The sequence below is a fragment of the Rhizobium sp. BT04 genome, from assembly GCF_030053135.1.
GTDB classification, from domain to species: domain Bacteria; phylum Pseudomonadota; class Alphaproteobacteria; order Rhizobiales; family Rhizobiaceae; genus Rhizobium; species Rhizobium binxianense.
Genome location: NZ_CP125652.1, coordinates 784,056 through 804,336, shown reverse-complemented (window position 1 = coordinate 804,336; position 20,281 = coordinate 784,056). Strand labels below are relative to the sequence as shown.

20 protein-coding genes and 1 pseudogene are annotated in these 20,281 nt (G+C 61.3%); 12 read left to right on the top strand and 9 right to left on the bottom strand.

Going from position 1 to position 20,281, the window contains the following annotated elements; translation table 11 throughout:
• Positions 1-147: 147 nt before the first annotated feature.
• Entirely contained in the window at positions 148-432 is a 285-nt protein-coding gene (locus QMO82_RS12515; protein ID WP_183607210.1) for a hypothetical protein, read from the top strand.
• 77 nt (positions 433-509) lie between these two features.
• Here QMO82_RS12515 and tyrS read toward each other — a convergent pair whose 3' ends face one another.
• The gene (tyrS, locus tag QMO82_RS12510; protein ID WP_183607211.1) at positions 510-1,766 is read right to left on the bottom strand and encodes a tyrosine--tRNA ligase; all 1,257 of its coding nucleotides are present in this window, start codon (positions 1,764-1,766) and stop codon (positions 510-512) included.
• Between the two features lie 130 nt (positions 1,767-1,896).
• Here tyrS and QMO82_RS12505 point away from each other — a divergent pair, with 130 nt between their 5' ends.
• On the top strand, positions 1,897-3,015 hold the full coding sequence (locus QMO82_RS12505) for an anhydro-N-acetylmuramic acid kinase (protein WP_183607212.1): 1,119 nt from the start codon (positions 1,897-1,899) through the stop codon (positions 3,013-3,015).
• Positions 3,012-3,539 (top strand): GNAT family N-acetyltransferase, encoded by a 528-nt coding sequence (locus QMO82_RS12500; RefSeq protein ID WP_183607213.1) that lies wholly within the window; start codon positions 3,012-3,014, stop codon positions 3,537-3,539. Before QMO82_RS12505 ends, QMO82_RS12500 begins: the two co-directional genes overlap by 4 nt.
• Here QMO82_RS12500 and QMO82_RS12495 read toward each other — a convergent pair.
• Positions 3,536-4,711 (bottom strand): acyltransferase, encoded by a 1,176-nt coding sequence (locus QMO82_RS12495; RefSeq protein WP_183607214.1) that lies wholly within the window; start codon positions 4,709-4,711, stop codon positions 3,536-3,538. The genes QMO82_RS12500 and QMO82_RS12495 overlap by 4 nt on opposite strands.
• Positions 4,712-4,856: 145 nt before the next feature.
• Positions 4,857-5,534 carry an alpha/beta hydrolase gene (locus tag QMO82_RS12490; RefSeq protein ID WP_003559715.1) on the bottom strand — a complete coding sequence of 226 codons (678 nt, stop codon included), beginning with the start codon at positions 5,532-5,534 and terminating at the stop codon, positions 4,857-4,859.
• A 216-nt stretch (positions 5,535-5,750) separates the two neighbouring features.
• Here QMO82_RS12490 and QMO82_RS12485 point away from each other — a divergent pair, with 216 nt between their 5' ends.
• From QMO82_RS12485 to sufA, 8 genes and pseudogenes are all read left to right on the top strand, one after another.
• On the top strand, positions 5,751-6,917 hold the full coding sequence (locus QMO82_RS12485; RefSeq protein WP_183607215.1) for a cysteine desulfurase family protein: 1,167 nt from the start codon (positions 5,751-5,753) through the stop codon (positions 6,915-6,917).
• Between the two features lie 167 nt (positions 6,918-7,084).
• A complete protein-coding gene (sufB, locus tag QMO82_RS12480) occupies positions 7,085-8,554 on the top strand; it encodes a Fe-S cluster assembly protein SufB (RefSeq protein WP_183607216.1) in 1,470 nt (489 codons plus the stop codon).
• A gap of 1 nt (position 8,555) precedes the next feature.
• Positions 8,556-8,800 (top strand): annotated as a pseudogene (locus QMO82_RS12475) (hypothetical protein).
• An 80-nt stretch (positions 8,801-8,880) separates the two neighbouring features.
• Positions 8,881-9,636: a Fe-S cluster assembly ATPase SufC gene (gene sufC, locus QMO82_RS12470; RefSeq protein ID WP_183607217.1), complete on the top strand. Its 756-nt coding sequence runs from the start codon at positions 8,881-8,883 to the stop codon at positions 9,634-9,636.
• Positions 9,637-9,660: 24 nt separating this feature from the next.
• On the top strand, positions 9,661-10,935 hold the full coding sequence (gene sufD, locus QMO82_RS12465) for a Fe-S cluster assembly protein SufD (RefSeq protein WP_183607218.1): 1,275 nt from the start codon (positions 9,661-9,663) through the stop codon (positions 10,933-10,935).
• Between the two features lie 12 nt (positions 10,936-10,947).
• Positions 10,948-12,189: a cysteine desulfurase gene (locus QMO82_RS12460; RefSeq protein ID WP_183607219.1), complete on the top strand. Its 1,242-nt coding sequence runs from the start codon at positions 10,948-10,950 to the stop codon at positions 12,187-12,189.
• A 12-nt stretch (positions 12,190-12,201) separates the two neighbouring features.
• Positions 12,202-12,582: an SUF system Fe-S cluster assembly protein gene (locus QMO82_RS12455; protein ID WP_003559708.1), complete on the top strand. Its 381-nt coding sequence runs from the start codon at positions 12,202-12,204 to the stop codon at positions 12,580-12,582.
• A gap of 93 nt (positions 12,583-12,675) precedes the next feature.
• A complete protein-coding gene (gene sufA / locus QMO82_RS12450; RefSeq protein WP_183607220.1) occupies positions 12,676-13,065 on the top strand; it encodes a Fe-S cluster assembly scaffold SufA in 390 nt (129 codons plus the stop codon).
• Positions 13,066-13,128: 63 nt separating this feature from the next.
• On the opposite strand, the gene QMO82_RS12445 is transcribed toward sufA, so the two are convergent.
• The 3 genes from QMO82_RS12445 to QMO82_RS12435 form a co-directional block, all read right to left on the bottom strand.
• A complete protein-coding gene (locus QMO82_RS12445; RefSeq protein ID WP_183607221.1) occupies positions 13,129-13,434 on the bottom strand; it encodes a flagellar basal body rod protein FlgC in 306 nt (101 codons plus the stop codon).
• A 166-nt stretch (positions 13,435-13,600) separates the two neighbouring features.
• Positions 13,601-14,641: a GH25 family lysozyme gene (locus tag QMO82_RS12440; protein ID WP_183607222.1), complete on the bottom strand. Its 1,041-nt coding sequence runs from the start codon at positions 14,639-14,641 to the stop codon at positions 13,601-13,603.
• Between the two features lie 187 nt (positions 14,642-14,828).
• Positions 14,829-15,413, bottom strand: coding sequence for a TetR/AcrR family transcriptional regulator (locus QMO82_RS12435; protein ID WP_183607223.1), 585 nt, complete (start codon positions 15,411-15,413; stop codon positions 14,829-14,831).
• Between the two features lie 134 nt (positions 15,414-15,547).
• Here QMO82_RS12435 and QMO82_RS12430 point away from each other — a divergent pair, with 134 nt between their 5' ends.
• The gene (locus QMO82_RS12430; RefSeq protein WP_183607224.1) at positions 15,548-16,516 is read left to right on the top strand and encodes an SDR family NAD(P)-dependent oxidoreductase; all 969 of its coding nucleotides are present in this window, start codon (positions 15,548-15,550) and stop codon (positions 16,514-16,516) included.
• 146 nt (positions 16,517-16,662) lie between these two features.
• Here QMO82_RS12430 and QMO82_RS12425 read toward each other — a convergent pair whose 3' ends face one another.
• The 3 genes from QMO82_RS12425 to gcvH all read right to left on the bottom strand — a co-directional run bounded on the left by QMO82_RS12425 (position 16,663) and on the right by gcvH (position 20,267).
• Positions 16,663-16,908, bottom strand: coding sequence for a DUF982 domain-containing protein (locus QMO82_RS12425; RefSeq protein WP_183607696.1), 246 nt, complete (start codon positions 16,906-16,908; stop codon positions 16,663-16,665).
• A gap of 132 nt (positions 16,909-17,040) precedes the next feature.
• Entirely contained in the window at positions 17,041-19,905 is a 2,865-nt protein-coding gene (gene gcvP, locus QMO82_RS12420; protein ID WP_183607225.1) for an aminomethyl-transferring glycine dehydrogenase, read from the bottom strand.
• Entirely contained in the window at positions 19,905-20,267 is a 363-nt protein-coding gene (gene gcvH, locus QMO82_RS12415) for a glycine cleavage system protein GcvH (protein WP_183607226.1), read from the bottom strand. The genes gcvP and gcvH overlap by 1 nt, the downstream gene beginning before the upstream one ends.
• Positions 20,268-20,281 lie beyond the last annotated feature (14 nt).

The following is a 20,281-nucleotide window of genomic DNA, read 5'->3' as shown; positions in this document are numbered from 1 at the left end:
CGCTCGGTCCAGTTCAGCAAGGAGGCTGCGCTTGGCGGGCGGGGCTATTCCACCTGCCGGCAATTTCGTTATCGCTGAAGAGCGTATTTTAGTGCATTCTGATGTAATCTGCGGTCAGCTCGGAAACAACGGCCGTCGGAGAATGCCATGCAGTGCTCCCGGACAGTCTCTTTCGCATCGGCCGTCATGATCGTCGTCTCGATCGGCCATCAGGCTTCGTATTCTGCGGAGAAGGGCGCGCGGCCAAAGCCGCCCGAGAGCATCCGCTCCGGCCATATCCTTGCGGTTCCCCTCGACGCGACGGTGACGCCGCCGATCTTCTCGATCAGTTGGTGGTCGCGGGTGAAGCCGGCTTCAAACATTGATCCGCCGGGCTATCTTCTTCGAGAGACCAAACGGAATGACGCTGAAAACCAGCAAAGAGCTGAATGATCTCCTCGCCGCCGTGGCTAAACACAGAAAAGCCGGCGTGGACGCCGGCTTCGGTATCTGTTCGCAATTGAGGCCGCTTACGCCGCGCGGCGGATCAGGATGTGCTTCTTCTTGCCGAGCGAGAGCTTGATGATGCCGTCGGCGGTGATTTCGCCGCTACCGATCATCTTGCGTTCGTCGCTGACCGCCTCGTCGTTGATGCGGACAGCGCCGCCCTGGACGTGACGGCGAGCTTCGCCATTCGACGCGGCAAGGCCGGCACGAACGATCAGCGACAGCAGGCCGATGCCCGCGTCGAGTTCGGAGGCGGGCACGTCGACCGAAGGCAGGTTTTCCGAGAGGCCACCTTCCTCGAAGGTCTTGCGCGCCGTTTCGGCGGCCTGTTCAGCGGCCGGGCGGCCATGCAGGATCGCGGTGACTTCGGTCGCCAGGATCTTCTTGACCTCGTTCAGTTCCGACCCGCCGATCGCCGAAAGCCGGGCGACTTCATCCATCGGCAGAGTGGTGAAGAGCTTGAGGAAGCGCGGCACATCGGCGTCTTCGGTATTGCGCCAATATTGCCAGAAGTCATAGACAGGCAGCAGATCGGCATTCAGCCAGACCGCGCCGGATGCCGATTTACCCATCTTGGCGCCCGATGACGTCGTCAACAGCGGCGAGGTCAGCGCATAGAGCTGCTGCGTCCCCATGCGGTGACCGAGATCGATGCCGTTGACGATATTGCCCCACTGGTCCGAACCGCCCATCTGCAGGCGGCAATCGTAGCGCTTGGCAAGCTCGACGAAGTCGTAGGCCTGGAGGATCATGTAGTTGAATTCCAGGAAGGACAGCGACTGCTCGCGGTCGAGGCGCGTCTTCACACTGTCGAAGGACAGCATGCGGTTGACCGAGAAATGGCGGCCGACATCGCGCAGGAACTCCAGGTAATTCAACGTACGCAGCCATTCGGCATTGTTGATCATCAGTGCGGCGTTGCCGGGCTTGCCGTAATCGAGATAGTTCGAAAAGCAGCGCTTGATCGATGCGATATTTTCTTCGATCGTCTCGATCGTCATCAGCTTGCGGGCCTCCTCCTTGAAGGAAGGATCGCCGACCATGCCGGTGCCGCCGCCCATCAGCGAGATCGGGCGATGGCCCGTCGCCTGCAGCCAGTGCAGCATCATGATCTGCGTGAGATGGCCGACATGGAGGCTGGATGCCGTCGGGTCATAGCCGATATAGGCCGTCACGGTTTCCTTGGCGAACAGGTCGTCGAGGCCGCTTTCATCAGAGATCTGATGAATGAAGCCGCGCTCTTTCAGCGTGCGGAGGAAATCGGACTTGAACTCGGACATGGGTTTCGTCTCTTAGTGTCTGCGTTCGACCCGTGGGGCTCGCGCAAGTTCGTTGTTGTTGATCTGTCGCGGCGCGTTTAGCACTGTTTTTATAAAAGTGCATCCGGGAATCGCATGGGAGGCAAGCCTCATGGATGTCATCAGGACTGCGATCGGCCTGATGAGTGGGACGTCGATGGACGGAATCGACGTCGCGCTGATCAGGACCGACGGCCGCGGCTTCATCGAGCGCGGGCCGTTCATGGGCGTGCCCTATGATGCCGATTTTCGCCGGCGGCTGAAACGAGCGCTGGAACTGGCGCGGCCGCTTCGCGACAGGCGTGAACGGCCGGAGGAGCTTCGCCGGATCGAGCTTGAGCTGACCTTGCGGCATGCAACTGCCGTTACGGCATTTCTGGAGCGTTTCGAGCTTTCTGCCGATGCCGTCGATGTTCTCGGTTTTCATGGCCAGACCGTGCTTCATCGCCCGGATGAAGGATTGACGATCCAGATCGGCGACGGGGGGGAATTGGCGCGCCGGACCGGCATATCGGTGGTCTATGACATGCGCGCCAACGACATGGTTCATGGCGGGCAGGGTGCGCCGCTGGTGCCGGCCTATCACGCGGCACTCGCAGGAAAATTCCAGCAGGCGGGACAGGCGGTGTGTTTCGTCAATATCGGTGGTATCTCCAATCTGACATTCATTGGTACGGATGGCCGGATCGCGGCCTTCGACAGCGGGCCGGGCAATACGCTGATCGACCAGTGGGTGGAGATGCAGACCGGCAAAACTTATGATCCCGGCGGCGAGATCGGCGGGCGCGGCAAGGTCGTGGCCGCTCTCGCGGAACGGTATCTGCAAAGCCCGTTCTTCCGCGGCAATGTTCGCCGTTCGCTCGATCGCGGCGATTTCGCGCCGCTGCGGCCCGAGGAGGCGAGCCTCGAGGACGGCGCCCGCACACTGGCGCATATCGCCGCCGCCTCGATCATCAAATCTGCCGGCTTCCTGCCCGAGAACCCATCGATCTATATCGTCTGCGGCGGCGGGCGGCTGAACGCCACCGTGATGGCGGAGTTTTCGGCTATGGCCGAAAGGCTGGGCTCGAAGGTATTGACGGCCGAACAGGCCGGCTTTGACGGCGATGCGATGGAGGCCGAGGCCTGGGCCTATCTCGCCGTGCGCTCGCTGGACGGGCTGCCGCTGACATTTCCCGGCACGACGGGGGTGGGCGCCGCCGTCAGCGGTGGGGTGCTGGCAACGCCATGAGACAGCAGCAGGTCATACTGAAGACGCCACGGCTCAGCTTTGTCATGTGGGACGAAGGCGATGCGGCCCTGGTGCAGCAGCTGCATTCGACCATGGCGACGACCCGATATCTTCCCGGCCAGGCGCCATGGAGCCTGGAGAAGGCCGAAGAGCGGCTGCGGGGCTGGTTCGTGGAACAGGCACGCGACGGCACGACCAAATACAAGATCGTCGCCGAGGATGGCGGTTTCCTCGGCCGCGCCGGCATTTCAAAGTTCAGGGGCGAGCAGTTCGAACTTGGTTATTCCCTGCGCGAGGAAGCGTGGGGCAAGGGCATGGCAACCGAGGCGGCAATCGCGCTTTCCGACTGGTTCTTCGACAGGCAGTTGGCACCCGGCTTCATCGCCTTCACGCATCCCGAAAACATCGCCTCGCAGCGCGTCCTCCAAAAGATCGGCATGCGCGAACGCACGCCGATCCTGATCGATGGAGTGCTTGACACGGCTTTTGAACTCACCGCCGATATGCGGCTGGCGAAGCCCTAACTTTTGACGGCGACTGGCCGGACATTGGATCCGTGCCCAGCGTGATTGCCATCCTCGACTCCCCTGACCTGGGCGATGAACGAGAATTTCTTGCGAAGGCCGAGGATGGGTTTCTCGATGAAATGCCAGGACAGCACCGCGACGGCGAGAGCCGAGGGCAGGCCGACCAGATAGAGCGCCAGCGCACCATATTTCGGGTAGAGAAAGATTGAGGGGAACGCGCTGATCCAGATCTGCAAGAACGGATCATGGTAGAGATAGACGCCGTAGGAATAGTCACCTTTCCTGAAAAAGGCCGGAATGGGCACCTCCGACAGGCCGATGAAGACTGTGATGTAGACGAGCGAGGTGATGACGATCGGCCGGTTGATCACCGACTCGATCGATCGGCTGTCGAGGGTGAGGATGGCGACGATGCAAACCAGGCAGGCGGCGGCGAAAAGCCAGCGGGAATGCGGAACGACCGATTTGAACTGAAAGACGACGATGCCCATCATGAAGGCCGTTATCAGCTGGGAGCCGCGGCTCATGAACAGGAAGCGCGCGATCGGCTTGATTGAACCGGGCAACAGATAGGGCATCTTCTGTACGATGAGACCGATGACGATGTAGGCGATCGTCACGCCGAGCAGCTTGTAGCGCGTCTTCACGATGGCGGTGATCATCAGGAATGACATGATGATGTAGCAGAAGATCTCCCAGGGAACCGTCCAGAGAGCGCCGTTGACACGCTGGCTCGGATTATCCTGGAAGACGCCCGGCAGCTCGTAATGGATCCAGCCGACGATATTCAGGAAGTATTTGAAAAACCGCGGATCGGTAAAATATTCGGCGTGATAGACGATCGTTACGATCGGTCCGATGATCAGCGAACAAACGACGATATCGACGGCAAGTGCCGGAACGATGCGCAAGCCGCGATTGATCAGAAAATTCCCCAGGCTCAGGCGCTGGGCGCTGCCGGCAATCAGAAATCCGCTCAAAGCGAAAAACATCGGAACAAGAGCGTATTCGGTGAACCAGAATACCGACCCTCTGATGAAGGCATCATTCCGCGTCAGCAAAAACGAATGCGTTAATACGATAGAAAAGGCGAGTCCAATTCGAAGAAAGTCGAACCCCGGACCGATACCCCTATACTTATCCAGGACTTCCCCGAACGACTTGGTCATTGCGGACCTCGCTTTAGTTAGGATCGCGAGGACCCTACCGCACTGCAATATATATTGCAACACGATAGGTGATCTGTTCTGGCACAGCCGGCGGGGTTGTGTCCGGCCCGTCTCCACAGGGAGAAGACGGGCTCGTGTTATGGCGTCAGCGGATCCGCTTGGCGGCCGGTTCCGGCACCAATTCACCGTTGAGGCGACGGTCGAGGTAATCCTCGCATTCGCCCATCAGCGTTTCCACCTGGCCGTTGAAGAAGTGGTTGGCGTTGGCAACGGTGCGGTGGGTGATGAGGATGCCCTTCTGGGTCTTCAGTTTCTCCACCAGGCCGTTGACATCTTTTTCCGGTGCCACCTTGTCGGCCTCGCCGTTGATGATCAGGCCGGAAGAAGGGCAGGGCGCCAGGAAGGAGAAGTCGTAGGTATTCGGCTGCGGGGCAATCGACATGAAGCCCTCGATCTCCGGCCGGCGCATCAGGAGCTGCATGCCGATCCAGGACCCGAAGGAATAACCGGCGACCCAGCAGGTCTTCGAATCGGGATGCAGGCTCTGCACCCAGTCGAGCGCGGAGGCTGCATCCGAGAGTTCGCCGGCGCCATGGTCGAATTCGCCCTGGCTGCGGCCGATGCCCCGGAAATTGAAGCGCAGCGTCGTGAACCCGCGCTTCTGGAACATGTAGAAGAGCTGGTAGACGATCTGATTGTTCATCGTGCCGCCGAACTGCGGATGCGGATGCAGGATCAGGGCGATGGGCGCGCTTTTTTCCTTGGAGGGCTGGTAGCGGCCTTCAAGACGGCCGGCTGGGCCGTTGAAAATAACTTCGGGCATTGGTACTCCGGGTTTATTTCGCGTTCGCGCTGCGTTGGACGACAACATGACTTGACTAGTGTTGTCAGCTTTTCTAAAACGCAGTTTAGAACAATTCGAAACTTGCATGGCGATCCACGCATCGTGGAATGTGTCATAAGGCAAGCCCGGCGGAAATTTCAAGAAAAATGAGCCGCGGGTGCTGAAGCAAGCTCGTCAAGCGCAGGACTGAAGATCATGGCGCCGCCACGCCTTTATCTCGACTGGAATGCCACAGCGCCGCTGCACCCCGCAGCGCGCGAGGCGATCATGCGCGCCATCGACATTTTCGGCAATCCAAATTCGGTTCACGGCGAAGGCCGCGCCGCCCGCGCCGCGATCGAAGGCGCACGGCGCAAAGTGGCGGCTCTGGTCGGCACCGACGCCGGCAATGTGGTCTTTACCAGCGGCGCGACCGAGGCCGCCAATCTGGTGCTGACGCCGGATTTCCGCATGGGCCGGACGCCGCTTCAACTCGGCCGTCTGTATTTTTCGGCGATCGAACATCCGGCGGTGCGCGAAGGCGGCCGCTTCGCCAGAGAGAAGATGACGGAAATCCCGGTAACGGAAGCCGGCATCGTCGATCTCGATGCGCTCGCTACCCTGCTCGACGCTCATGATAAGGCCGCCGGCCTGCCGATGGTCGCCATCATGCTGGTCAATAACGAGACGGGTATCGTCCAGCCTGTCGAGGCAGCGGCTAAAATCGTTCACGCCCATGGCGGGCTCTTCGTCGTCGATGCCGTGCAGGCGGCCGGGCGCATCGGGCTCGACATCAACCGGATCGGCGCCGATTTTATGATCGTCTCCTCGCACAAGATCGGCGGGCCGAAGGGTGCGGGCGCGCTGATTGCGCGCGGCGAGGCGCTGATGCCGCGGCCGCTGATCCAGGGCGGCGGGCAGGAGCGAGGTCACCGCTCGGGGACACAGAATTCACTGGCGCTGATCGGCTTCGGCGCGGCGGCTGAGGCTGCGGTAGAGGAACTCGAGACGCGCAACGCGGCGATCGGTGCCATGCGCGAGCGGCTGGAAGCCGGCATGCGCCAGGTGGCCTGCGATGTGATGATCCATGGCGAGGGCGGCGAGCGCGTCGCCAATACCATTTTCTTCACCCTGCCGGGGTTGAAGGCTGAGACCGGGCAGATCGCTTTCGATCTCGAAGGCGTGGCACTTTCTGCGGGTTCGGCCTGCTCGTCCGGTCGGCTCGGCGAAAGCCATGTGCTGACGGCGATGGGCCGCGACGCCAAGCTTGGGGCGCTACGCATCTCACTCGGCTTTTCGACGACCGAAGAGGATGTCGACAGGGCGATTGCGGCTTTCGCGAAGATTGCCTGCCGGCGCAAGCCGGCGGGCGAGGCGGCCTGACCGCCTCACAAACTTGCGGAAACGCAAATTTCCGCTTGCCAATCGGGCTGAAAAGTCCCTTTTGGCCTCTTACATCAGGCTAAGTACTTGCCCGACGAGAAGGGCAAGTGAATTGCCCAGACGCTACAAGCTGCCGGACCTTGTATCCGGCGAGATTGGAGAATGAAATGGCTGCGGTGCAGGAAACAATCGACCAGGTCCGCCTGATCGATGTGGACCAGTACAAATACGGTTTCGAGACCGTCATCGAAATGGACAAGGCGCCCAAGGGCCTGTCCGAGGATATCATCCGCTTCATTTCTGCCAAGAAGCAGGAGCCGGAATGGATGCTGGAATGGCGTCTCGAGGCCTATCGGCGCTGGCTGACGCTGGAAGAGCCGACCTGGGCGCGCGTCAATTATCCGAAGATCGATTTCAACGACATCTATTTTTACGCCGCGCCGAAGAGCACGCCCGGTCCGAAGTCGCTCGACGAGGTCGATCCGGAACTGCTGAAGGTCTATGAAAAGCTCGGCATTCCGTTGAAGGAGCAGGAAATCCTGGCTGGCGTCGAGAAGCCGAGGATCGCCGTCGACGCCGTCTTTGACAGCGTTTCGGTGGTCACCACCTTCAAGGCAGAGCTGAAGAAGGCCGGCGTGATCTTCATGTCGATCTCGGAAGCGATCCGCGAGCATCCGGAACTGGTGCAGAAGTATCTCGGCTCCGTCGTTCCGACGAGCGACAACTATTATGCGACGCTGAATTCGGCCGTCTTCACCGATGGTTCCTTCGTGTTCGTTCCGAAGGGTGTTCGTTGCCCGATGGAGCTTTCCACCTATTTCCGCATCAACGAGAAGGGCACCGGCCAGTTCGAGCGCACGCTGATCATCGCGGAAGAGGGCGCCTACGTCTCCTATCTCGAAGGCTGCACGGCCCCGCAGCGCGACGAAAACCAGCTTCATGCCGCCGTGGTCGAACTCGTTGCGCTCGATGACGCCGAGATCAAATATTCGACGGTGCAGAACTGGTATCCGGGCGACAAGAACGGCAAGGGCGGCATCTACAACTTTGTCACCAAGCGCGGCGATTGCCGCGGCGACCGCTCGAAGATCTCCTGGACGCAGGTCGAAACCGGCTCGGCGATCACCTGGAAATATCCGTCCTGCATCCTGCGCGGCGACGATAGCCGCGGCGAGTTCTATTCGATCGCCGTCTCCAACGGCCACCAGCAGATCGACAGCGGCACCAAGATGATCCATCTCGGCAAGAACACGTCGAGCCGCATCGTCTCCAAGGGCATCGCGGCCGGTGTTTCCAACAACACCTATCGCGGCCAGGTCTCGGCCCACCGCAAGGCGTCGAACGCACGCAACTTCACCCAGTGCGATTCGCTGCTGATCGGGGACAAGTGCGGCGCCCATACCGTGCCCTATATCGAGGCGAAGAACTCGACGGCACAGTTCGAGCATGAGGCCACGACCTCGAAGATCTCCGAGGACCAGCTGTTCTACTGCCTGCAGCGCGGCATCCCGACCGAAGCGGCGATCGCACTGATCGTCAACGGCTTCGTCAAGGAAGTCCTGCAGGAACTGCCGATGGAGTTTGCGGTCGAGGCGCAGAAGCTGATTAGCATCTCGCTGGAAGGCTCGGTCGGCTAACATGAACGAGACGGACAAGAAGCGCATTCTTGGACGTCTGGAGAATATGCGCGGAGAGATATTGGCGAAAATTCGCCCCCGCGAGCAGAGATATGAAACCGAGAAGCCGCCGGAGCAGCCCTATGTGTTTCTCCAGCAGCGCATGGAAAAGCCGGGAAAGATCGTTCAGGGGACCCGGAATTTCTCGAATGGCTTTGGCTCGTAACGGTCGCGGTTTTCCGTGTCATCCGTTTCTTTTGGCGATAGCACCGAGCCCAACATGTTGATGTCCTTAGAAATTACGCGAGGCTCTGATGAGCTGCGCAGAGAAAACGCAGGAAACAAAGATGCTTGAAATCAGAAACCTTCATGCCCGCATCGCCGAGGACGGCACCGAGATCATCCGTGGCCTGAACCTGACGGTGAAGGCCGGCGAAGTTGCCGCGATCATGGGGCCGAACGGCTCCGGCAAATCGACGCTCTCCTATGTGCTGTCCGGCCGCAGCGACTACGAGGTCACCGAGGGCGACATTCTCTATAACGGCGAGAGCATTCTCGAGCTCGATCCGGCCGAGCGCGCCGCCAAGGGCATTTTCCTGGCCTTCCAGTATCCTGTCGAAATTCCGGGTGTCGCCACCATGCAGTTCCTCAAGGTGGCGATGAACGAGCAGCGCAAGGCGCGCGGCGAAGACGAGCTGACGACGCCTGACTTCATGCGCCGCGTCAAGGATGCCGCGGGCAAGCTGCAGATTAATACCGAGATGCTGAAGCGGCCGCTCAACGTCGGCTTTTCCGGCGGCGAGAAGAAGCGCGCCGAGATCCTGCAGATGGCGCTGCTGGAGCCGAAACTCTGCGTGCTCGACGAAACCGATTCCGGCCTCGACATCGACGCGCTGAAGATCGTTGCCGACGGGGTCAACGCGCTGCGCTCGCCGGATCGCGCCGTCGTGGTCATCACCCATTACCAGCGCCTGCTCGACTATATCGTGCCGGATACGGTTCACGTGCTCTACAAGGGCCAGGTGATCAAGTCGGGCGACAAGACGCTGGCGCATGAGCTTGAGGCCAACGGCTATGCCGACATCATCGGCGCGGCGGCCTGAGTTCGGGTGGAAAGGACGACGTCCATGAACATGCAGACGACGAGCCGCCTGACCGCGGCCGAAGCGGCGCTGATCGAGGCCTTCAACCATCAGATCGGCGATTTGCCGGGCAACGGTGCGGTGACGGCTCTGCGCGACCGGCTTCTCGACGACCTGAAGAAGGGCGGCCTGCCGACGCGCCGCATCGAAGCCTGGCACTATACCGACCTCAAGAATCTTCTGCGCACTGTCCCGCCGCAGGCGGGTGATGCCGGCTCGGAGGCTTTGGAGCCGCTCGTTGCTGATTCCGCAGTGCTGACGGTGATCCAGGGCCATTCCAACCAGAAGGCGACGGTCGACGGTCTTGGCGTTTCGGCCTATTCCGAACGTCTGCTCGACGGCTCCGCCGCGGACAGGCTCGATGCGCTCGGCAGCGACGACGCGGTCGGCCGCATCAACGGCAGCTTCGTGCGCGACGGCTATGTCGTCGACGTGCCTGCCGATACCGAGCTTGAAAATCCCGTTGAAATCCAGTTCGTCCATGCCGGCGGGCAGGCACATACGCGCCTTCCCGTGTCCTTCGGCGCCGGCGTCAAGGCGACCTTCATCGAGCGTCACCTTGCGGTATCAGGCGATGCCGCGCTCGTGTCTCACGTCAGCGACATTGCTGTCGGCGAAGGCGCCGAGCTGACCTGGATCATCCTGCAGCAGCAGGGGGGCGACGATACGCATCTCGGCCAGATCCGCGTCGATCTCGGCGCCGATGCAAAGCTCCGGCTGTTCGTCATCAACGCCGGCGGCAAGCTGGTGCGCCAGGAGTTGCATATCAAGGTGACGGGCGAGGGCGCTGATCTGACCCTGCGCGGTATCAACCTGCTTGGGGCAGAAAGCCATACCGACGTAACGATGGTGCTCGGCCACGACGTGCCGCATACCGGCTCGACAGAAGTGATCCGCAACGTCGTCTTCGACCGGGCCAAGGGCGTCTTTCAGGGGATGATCCGGGTTGCGCCCGATGCGCAGAAGACCGATGCTAAGATGGCCTGCAACACGTTGCTGATGTCCGACGATGCCGAATTCTCGGTCAAGCCCGAGCTCGAAATCTTCGCAGACGATGTGCAGTGCGGCCATGGGGCGACGGTGACCGATATCGACGCCAATCATCTTTACTATCTGATGGCGCGCGGTATTCCGGAGAAGATCGCGCGGGCCATGCTGGTCAACGCGTTCGTCGCCGAGATCGTCGAGGAACTGGAAGACGAAGCCCTGGTCGAAGCGCTGGAAGGCGTGATTTCGGCCTGGCTCGAAAAGCACGCCTGATCGGATACATCAATGGACAAGATCGTGCCGGCCACTGAGTACGACGTCGAAGCCATCCGCCGGGATTTTCCGATCCTGGCGGAGAAGGTGCACGGCAAGCCGCTGGTCTATCTCGACAACGGCGCTTCGGCCCAAAAGCCGCAGGTGGTGATCGACGCTATCTCGCATGCCTACGCCCACGAATATGCCAATGTGCATCGCGGCCTGCACTATCTCTCCAATGCGGCGACGGATGCCTATGAGGCAGCGCGCGAGAAAGTCCGCCGTTTCCTCAATGCGCCCTCGGTTGATGACATCGTCTTCACCAAGAACTCGACGGAAGCGATCAATACCGTCGCCTATGGCTGGGGCATGCCCAAAATCGGCGAGGGCGACGAGATCGTCTTGACGATCATGGAGCACCATTCCAACATCGTGCCCTGGCACTTCATCCGTGAGCGGCAGGGCGCCAAACTCGTCTGGGTGCCTGTCGATGACGAGGGCGCTTTCCATATCGAGGATTTCGAGAAGAGCCTGACGGAGCGCACCAAGCTCGTCGCCATCACCCATATGTCGAATGCGCTCGGCACGATCGTTCCCGTCAAGGAAGTCTGCCGGATCGCGCATGAGCGCGGTATCCCGGTGCTGATCGACGGCAGCCAGGGCGCCGTGCATCTGCCCGTCGACGTGCAGGATATCGATTGCGACTGGTATGTCATGACCGGCCACAAGCTCTACGGCCCATCCGGCATCGGCGTACTCTACGGCAAGAAGGAGCGGCTGCAGGAGATGCGTCCGTTCCAGGGCGGCGGCGAGATGATCTTCGAAGTCGCCGAGGACACCGTCACCTATAACGACCCGCCACATCGCTTCGAGGCCGGCACGCCGCCGATCGTACAGGCGATCGGGCTGGGCTATGCGCTCGACTATATGGAGAAGATCGGTCGCGAGGCGATCTCCAGGCATGAGGCCGATCTTGCGGCTTATGCTGTCGAGCGCCTGAAGTCGGTCAATTCGCTGCGGGTATTCGGGACGGCGCCCGATAAGGGCAGTATCTTTTCCTTCGAGCTTGCCGGAATCCATGCCCATGACGTCTCGATGGTGATCGACCGGCAGGGTGTTGCGGTCAGGGCCGGCACGCATTGTGCCATGCCGCTCTTGAAACGCTTCGGCGTCACATCCACATGCCGTGCATCCTTCGGCATGTATAATACCCGCGCCGAGGTCGATGCCCTGGCCGATGCGCTTGAATATGCGCGCAAGTTCTTTGCTTGAGGAGTGTCCGTGATGAGCCTGGACGAAAGCGAACAGAAGATCGACGTGCGCGAAGGCATCGTGCATTCCAGCATTCCGGCCGATGAGCTGGCTCGGCTCAGCGACGACGTCATCAGTGCGTTGAAGACCGTCTACGACCCGGAAATCCCCGCCGACATCTTCGAACTCGGTCTGATCTACAAAATCGACATCGAGGATGACCGGATGGTGAAGATCATGATGACGCTGACAGCGCCCGGCTGCCCGGTTGCCGGCGAGATGCCCGGCTGGGTCGAAAATGCCGTCGGCGCCGTCGAAGGTGTGTCGGGCGTCGAGGTCGCAATGACTTTCGATCCGCCGTGGACGCCGGACCGTATGTCCGAAGAGGCGCAGGTCGCGGTCGGCTGGTATTGATAGAGCCGGTATTGATCCGTTTACCTCGGAAGACTACATTTTGAATCACGAAGCACCGGATCTTGACCCCGGTTGTGGAAGGAGAATGAGCCGATGGGCTTTGCAATCATGAGCATGACGGACGGGGCTGCGGCCCGCGTCAAGGCGATCGTCGAAAGTTCTGGCCCGGAGGCCAAGGGTGTGCGCGTCGGCATCAAGAAGGGCGGTTGCGCCGGGATGGAATATACCATCGACCTGGTGACCGAGCCCAATGCCAAGGACGATCTGATCGAGCGCGACGGAGCCAAGGTCTGGGTCGAACCATCGGCCGTGCTCTATCTTCTCGGCACCGAAATGGGCTTCGAGCAGACCACGCTGCGCTCCGGCTTCACCTTCACCAACCCGAACCAGACATCGGCCTGCGGCTGCGGCGAATCCGTCGAGCTGAAACCTGCCGATCTCGCGGCCCTTGCCGCACAGCGCCAGGGTGAGCCGGCGCATTAACTGACAGCCTTCAGGCCGGCGGAAAATTTTCCGCCAGCACGTTTCCGGTGAAATCGGGCGAGTTCAGTCGCGCTTGATGCTCATGAGCATTTCCCACATGTCGGCGCCCGTCTCGAAGACCACGGCGTTTGCCTTGTAGCTCTGCTCGGCTTCGATCAGGTCGGTCAGTTCGGTGGTGGGATCGACATCCGACGCCGTCGGGCTGACGACCGCTTGGACGCCGCCTGGTTCAACGGAGGCAAGGCTGGTGTTCAGCCTGGCATAACCCGGCGTGCTGCTGTTTGCGATGTTGTTGGCAATCGCGCCGACCCGCGTCGTCTGTGCCCGCATTCCCGAAAGAGCAGTGCTCGCAATGCCCGATATGCTCATCAGCCGTTTCCCCAGAACTGGATGAAGTCTTGTACATGCAAGGGTTTAGAGAATGCTGAAGGCGTTGCGTTAGCAAAGACCTATCGGTGAGGGCGTATTGCTATCCATCTGTTCCGGATTGGCACGGAACAAGATAGGCGGGGCGCAGAACCATGAAGCAGCTTCGCTATCGCGACGCCACCCAGTCGTGCCAGTCGCTTTCATTGCCGTTGAAGACGTTGAGGTCGATCTTGCCGTCGACGCCATCGGAAAGGCCTGAGCCGGAATATTGCCAGAACAGCCACTTGCGGCCCGGATAGACCTTGGAGGGGTGAGCGGCCACCGAGCGCAGCCAGAAGGGATAGTCGAGCATTTGGCCCTTCAAATTGTCGCGGTAGAAGTCCGGCGCCGTGTAGATGATCGGGCGCTGGCCGTAATAGCGTTCCAGCTTGTCCATGAAGACCTGCATTTTTTCCCGGACGCGGGCGGGAGAAATGCGCCGCTTGCAGCTGGATTCGCCGTTCCATTCGACATCGATAACGGGCGGAAGTGCGTTGGCTTCCCTCGGCACGTTGCGGATGAACCAGTCGGCCTGCTCGCCGGCTGTCCGGCACCAATAGAAGAAGTGATAGGCGCCGTGTTTCAGACCGGCTTCCTTGGCCCGGCGCCAGTTCTTCTTGAACATCGGGTCGAGGTGATCGCCACCATCGGTCGCCTTGATGTAGACGAAGTTCGCGCCCTGCTGCCGCAGCGTTTCCCAGTCGATCTCGCCTTGCCAACGCGACACGTCGACGCCGTGCACGGCTAGCTTTCTGGGTGACGTGGAGCCGAAATTGATCGGCTTGGCGTCGCGGAAGCGGTGACCGTAAATTCGCGAGCGTGTCGGCGATTTCGTACCGACGTCGGGATCGATCCCCGGGTTGGCGGGCATGAGCATCGCCACCGGCCTTTCCGTCGGCATCGGCATCCCGACCGGCCTGTCTGCGGGCACGAGAGCCTGCGGCTCCGGAACCTGCCCAGCCCAACTCAACGGCTGCTGCGGCGGACTTGCCTGCGGCGTGGGATCACCCACGGCAGCAGCCGGTATCGGGCCGCTCGGCTGGGTGATGGCATTGGTCGTTTCCCGCGACGGCACAGGGGTCAGCACATCTTCGGCGCCGGAACTGGCGGCGCATCCCGAAAGGATCAGGGCGGCGAGGAGGATTGCTGGCACAGCCGATGGACGCATGAGAACCTGCACGCAAAACAAGGGATCGACGGTGATCCATGTTGATGGAAGCCGCCTTTATGAATTGCTAACAGAGACTTGCTAAGAAAGGTTAAATTTGACCGATGCCTCAAAACTGAGATGACCGAGTTCGCGCCGCGCATCGAAGTTTGGCGCGGAAATTCTCCATGTCGACGTCGCCACAGCCTCAGCGACCGGCTCGCATGCCCGCAATCAGAATATCGATGAGTTGCCTTGCCGCATCCCGCCAAGCGGGGCCGCAGCTGATGCTTGCGCCGCCCGCCAGCGCGCGCAGGATATCGAGCGGGTCCATGGCCAGACGGATTTCGCCGGCGGCGACCGCGCGATCCACCAGCAGATTGACGGCACCTATGATCAAATCGGCAGAATCGGCATAGAGCTCGGAGGTGCCGCCGACCAAAGAGTCCAGCACCTCGGACATGCCGCGTTTCGTCACGACATAATCGACGAACTGCACCAGCCACAGGCGAAGCGCTTCGACAGGCGGATGTGTCTCGGCGAGGCTTTTGGCGGTAGCGGCCAGTTGCGTCGTCTCGTTGCGGTAGATGGCGGAAACCAGTGCGTCGCGCGTCGGGAAATGGCGATAAAGCGTGCCGATGCCGACGCCGGCGATGCGGGCGATTTCCTCCAGGCTGGCGCTGGAACCCTTGTCGGCAAAGACGGTCTTTGCCGTTTCCATCAATAGAAGGCGGTTGCGTTCGGCATCCGCACGCGGCTTTCGGACGGTGGACCCGTCACTTTTTTCGGCCATTAACGAGAAGTCCCCTTGATAAACGGAGGAACCCTCCGTATTTATCTGGAGGCATCCTCCTTTTATTCCATTTGAGGCCGGTGGGCAATGGTTCACCAGTCCGGAGCGGTGCGTCCATGATCAAGGAGATAATCATGAGTGGAGTTTTTGGCGCGACATCGACCACCGACGAGGTGCTCGCCGGCGTCGATCTCAAGGGCAAGCGCGTGCTGGTGACGGGTGTTTCGGCCGGCCTCGGCGTAGAAACCGCGCGTGTGCTGGCAGCCCACGGAGCGCAGGTGGTGGGTACGGCCCGTGATCTTGCAAAGGCGAGAGCGGCAACGGAAGTCGTGCGCGCCGATGCGGCCAATGGTGGCAGCCTCGATATCGTCGCGCTCGATCTTGCCTCTCTGGCAAGCGTGCGCACCTGCGCCGATGCGCTCATCGCGGATGGCCGCCCCTTAGATGTCGTCATTGCCAATGCCGGCGTGATGGCTGCTCCCTTCGGGCGCACCGCCGATGGTTTCGAAACGCAGTTCGGCACCAACCATCTTGGTCATTTCGTGCTGGTCAACCGCATCGTACCGCTCGTCAAATCCGGCGGCCGTGTGGTGATCGTCGCATCCTCGGGCCATCGCATGGCGCCTTTCAGCCTCGAAGACCTCAATTTCGAGAGCAAGGCCTATGAGCCCTGGGCGGCCTATGCCCAGTCGAAAACCGCAAATATCCTGTTCGCGGTGGAACTCGACCGGCGCCTCCAGGAGCGCGGCATCCGTGCGACGGCACTGCATCCCGGCGGCATCCAGACCGAGCTTGGCCGTCATCTCGACCCGGGCATGATCGAAGGCATAATGGCGCAGATCAACGCGACACTCGCCGCCGACGGCAAGCCGCCCTTCCAGCGGAAGACGATCCCTCAGGGTGCGGCTACCTCCGTCTGGGCAAGTTTCGTCGCCCCGGTAGACGCGGTCGGCGGCAGATATTGCGAGGATTGCCATATCTCCGAAGTGACGGATGCGGAGGTCAGCCCGATTTCCGAAGGCGTGCGCAGCTACGCGCTCGATCCCGAGACCGCGAGAGCATTGTGGGCCAAAAGCGAGGATATGGTCGGCGAGCGCTTCTAGGCCATAAGCCCGCACACTTTGATGCTGAAAGAGAGCAGGGGACCGGGAAACCGGTGCCCCCCTGTCGAGGCATCGAACCTGGTTGAGCCACACGGGCGTCGCGTGTTCATCATCCATTGCAGCGGCTCTTTATCGATCGCCGCCGTTCAAGCCTTTATGTCGAGGTCCGCTTCGACTGCGGCGGCGATGAATGCCTTGCGTGCATCCTCGCCGGTGCGCTTGCCCTTGATGACGTCGGCGCAGATCAGTAGCGCCTGGTCGAGTGCGGCGCCATCTTCCGTCGGCCAATCCTCGATCATCGCCCAGGAGGCGGCCTGGGTGTTATCGATGGTCACGTATTGGCCTGGCTCTTCGAAAGCGATGAGCACAGGCTTCGACCAGGGCGCCTGCATTCTTGCTTCGCTTTGATCCTGGGGCATGAGGTGACCTTCTTTCGCACATTTCTATCAGAATTGGGAAAGCCCCTCCCATGACGGAAGGGGCTTGGATTGTCCAGCCTTTCGCTACAGCTTCAGGCTTGAGGGCTACTCGGCGGCCTCAGCGTAGGCCTCGACCGGCGGGCAGGTGCAGATCAGGTTGCGGTCGCCGTAGACGTTGTCGACGCGATTAACAGGCGACCAGTATTTGTCGACGCGGAAGGCGCCGGGCGGGAAGCAGGCCTGTTCTCGGCTATAGGGGCGATCCCATTCGCCGACGAGGTCTTCCACCGTATGCGGGGCGTTCTTCAGCGGGTTGTTGGCCTTGTCCATGCGGCCGTCTTCGATGGCGCGGGCTTCCTCGCGGATCGCCAGCATCGCCTCGCAGAAACGGTCGAGTTCGGCCTTGGTCTCGCTTTCCGTCGGCTCGATCATCAGCGTGCCGGCAACCGGCCAACTCATCGTCGGCGCGTGGAAGCCGCAGTCGATCAGCCGCTTGGCGACGTCGTCGACGGTGACGCCTGCGCTGTCGACCAACGGGCGGGTGTCGATGATGCATTCATGCGCGACGCGGCCGGTCTTCGACTTGTAGAGCACGTCATAGGCGCCCTTCAGCCGGGTGGCGATATAGTTGGCGTTGAGGATCGCCACCTTGGTTGCCTGCGTCAGTCCTTCGCCGCCCATCATCAGACAATAGCTCCAGGAGATCGGCAGGATCGAGGCCGAGCCGAAGGCTGCTGCCGAAACCGCCCCGGAACGGCCGTCGGTCTCGGGATGGCCAGGCAGGTGCGCCGCCAGGTGCGCCTTGACCCCGATCGGGCCCATGCCGGGACCGCCGCCGCCATGCGGGATGCAGAAGGTCTTGTGGAGGTTCAGGTGGCTGACGTCGGAGCCGATGTCACCGGGGCGGGACAGGCCGACCATGGCATTCATGTTGGCGCCGTCGAGATAGACCTGGCCGCCGTTGGCATGCACGAGATCACAGATTTCCTTGACGGTTTCCTCGAACACGCCGTGCGTCGAGGGGTAGGTGATCATGCAGCAGGAGAGGTTTGCCGCATGCTCCTCAGCCTTGGCGCGGAAATCGTCGAGATCGATATCGCCGTTTTCACGCACCTTGACGACCACCACCTTCATGCCGACCATCTGGGCCGAGGCCGGGTTGGTACCATGCGCAGAGGTTGGGATCAGGCAGACGTCGCGATGGCCCTCGCCGTTGGCGATGTGATAGTTGCGGATCGTCAACAGGCCGGCATATTCGCCCTGCGCACCGGAATTCGGCTGCATCGAGAAGGCATCGTAGCCGGTGACGGCGCAGAGCTTCTCGATCAGATCGTCGATCATCTCGCGGTAGCCGAGCGCCTGGTCTGATGGCACGAAGGGATGGATGTCGGAAAATTCCGGCCAGGTGATCGGCAGCATCTCCGCCGTCGCATTCAGCTTCATCGTGCAGGAGCCGAGCGGGATCATCGAGCGGTCGAGCGCCAGATCGCGGTCGGAGAGCCGGCGGATGTAACGCGTCATCTCGCTTTCGGCGCGGTTCATGTGAAAGATCGGATGGGTGAGGTAATCGCTGGTGCGGAGCAGGCCCTTCGGCAAGCGGTAGGAAGGCTCGAAATCGGCAATGGTAAAATTGCCGCCGAAGGCGCGCCAGACGGCTTCGAGCGTCGCGGGCCGCGTGCGCTCATCGAGGCTCATGCCGATCCTGGTTTCCCCGACCTTGCGCAGATTGACGCCTTCGGCGACGGCGGCGCGCAGGATGAGCCCCTGCATGTGGCCGACGTCGACGGTGATCGTGTCGAAGAAACTGTCCGGCTCGACCTTATAGCCGAGCTTTTCCAGGCCCTTGGCCATCAGCACGGCCTTCTGGTGCACCTGCTGGGCAATCGCCTTGATACCTTTCGGGCCGTGGAAGACGGCATACATCGAGGCCATGACGGCGAGCAGCACCTGGGCGGTGCAGATGTTCGAGGTCGCCTTCTCGCGGCGGATATGCTGCTCGCGGGTCTGCAGCGACAGGCGATAGGCGCGGTTGCCGCGGGCATCGACGGAAACGCCGACAAGGCGGCCGGGCATGGAACGCTTGATGGCGTCTTTCACAGCCATATAGGCCGCATGCGGGCCGCCATAGCCGACCGGGACGCCGAAGCGCTGCGAGGAGCCGATGGCGATATCGGCACCCATCTCACCGGGCGATTTCAGCAGCGTCAGCGCCAGGATATCGGCGGCAACGACGGCGACGGCGCCGGCCTGGTGCAGGCGGGCGATCAGGCCGGTGAAATCATGCACGTGGCCATGCGTGCCGGGATATTGGAAGATCGCGCCGAAGACATCGACGGGATCGAGATCGGTGAAAGGATTGCCGACGATGACGCTCCAGCCGAGCGGCTCGGCGCGGGTGCGGATGAGGGCGATGGTCTGCGGGTGGCAGTCGGCATCGACGAAGAAGGCCTTGGCCTTCGACTTGGAGACGCGCTCGGCCATCGCCATGCCTTCGGCGGCAGCAGTCGCCTCGTCGAGCAGTGAGGCATTGGCGACGTCGAGGCCGGTGAGGTCTGAGATCATCGTCTGGTAGTTCAACAGCGCTTCCAGGCGACCCTGGCTGATCTCCGGCTGATAGGGCGTATAGGCCGTGTACCAGGCGGGGTTCTCCAGGATGTTGCGCTGGATGACCGGCGGTGTGATCGTGCCGTAGTAACCTTGGCCGATCAGCGACACCAGCACCTTGTTCTTGTTGGCGGTGTCGCGCAGCTTATCGAGCGCCTCGCGCTCGGTCATCGGCGCGCCCCAGACAAGCGGTGCCTTCTGGCGGATCGAGGGCGGCAGCGTGGCGTCGATCAGCCTGTCGAGGCTGTTATAGCCGATCACCTTCAGCATCTCGGTCATTTCAGCCGGCGAGGGGCCGATATGGCGGCGATTGGCGAAATCGTAGGGCTGGTAGTCGGTGAACTGGAATTCTGTCGGCGTCGTCATTACGCAGTGAGCTCCTTGTAGGCCGCCTCGTCGAGCAGGCCATCGGCGTCGGCGGCATTGGCAAGCTTCAGCTTGAAGAACCAGCCGGCGCCCTGAGGATCGGAATTGACCAGCGACGGATCGGCAACGATGGCCGCATTGACCTCGGTGATCTCGCCATCAAGCGGACAATAGACGTCGGAAGCAGCCTTGACGGATTCAACGGTGGCGGCATTGCCGTTCTTGGAGAAGGTCGCGCCGACTTCCGGCAGTTCGACGAAAACCAGGTCGCCGAGCTGATCGACGGCATAATTGGTGATGCCGACCGTCGCAACGCCGCCTTCGATCTGCAGCCATTCGTGTTCTTCAGTGAATTTCAGCATTGTTCGTCCTCTCT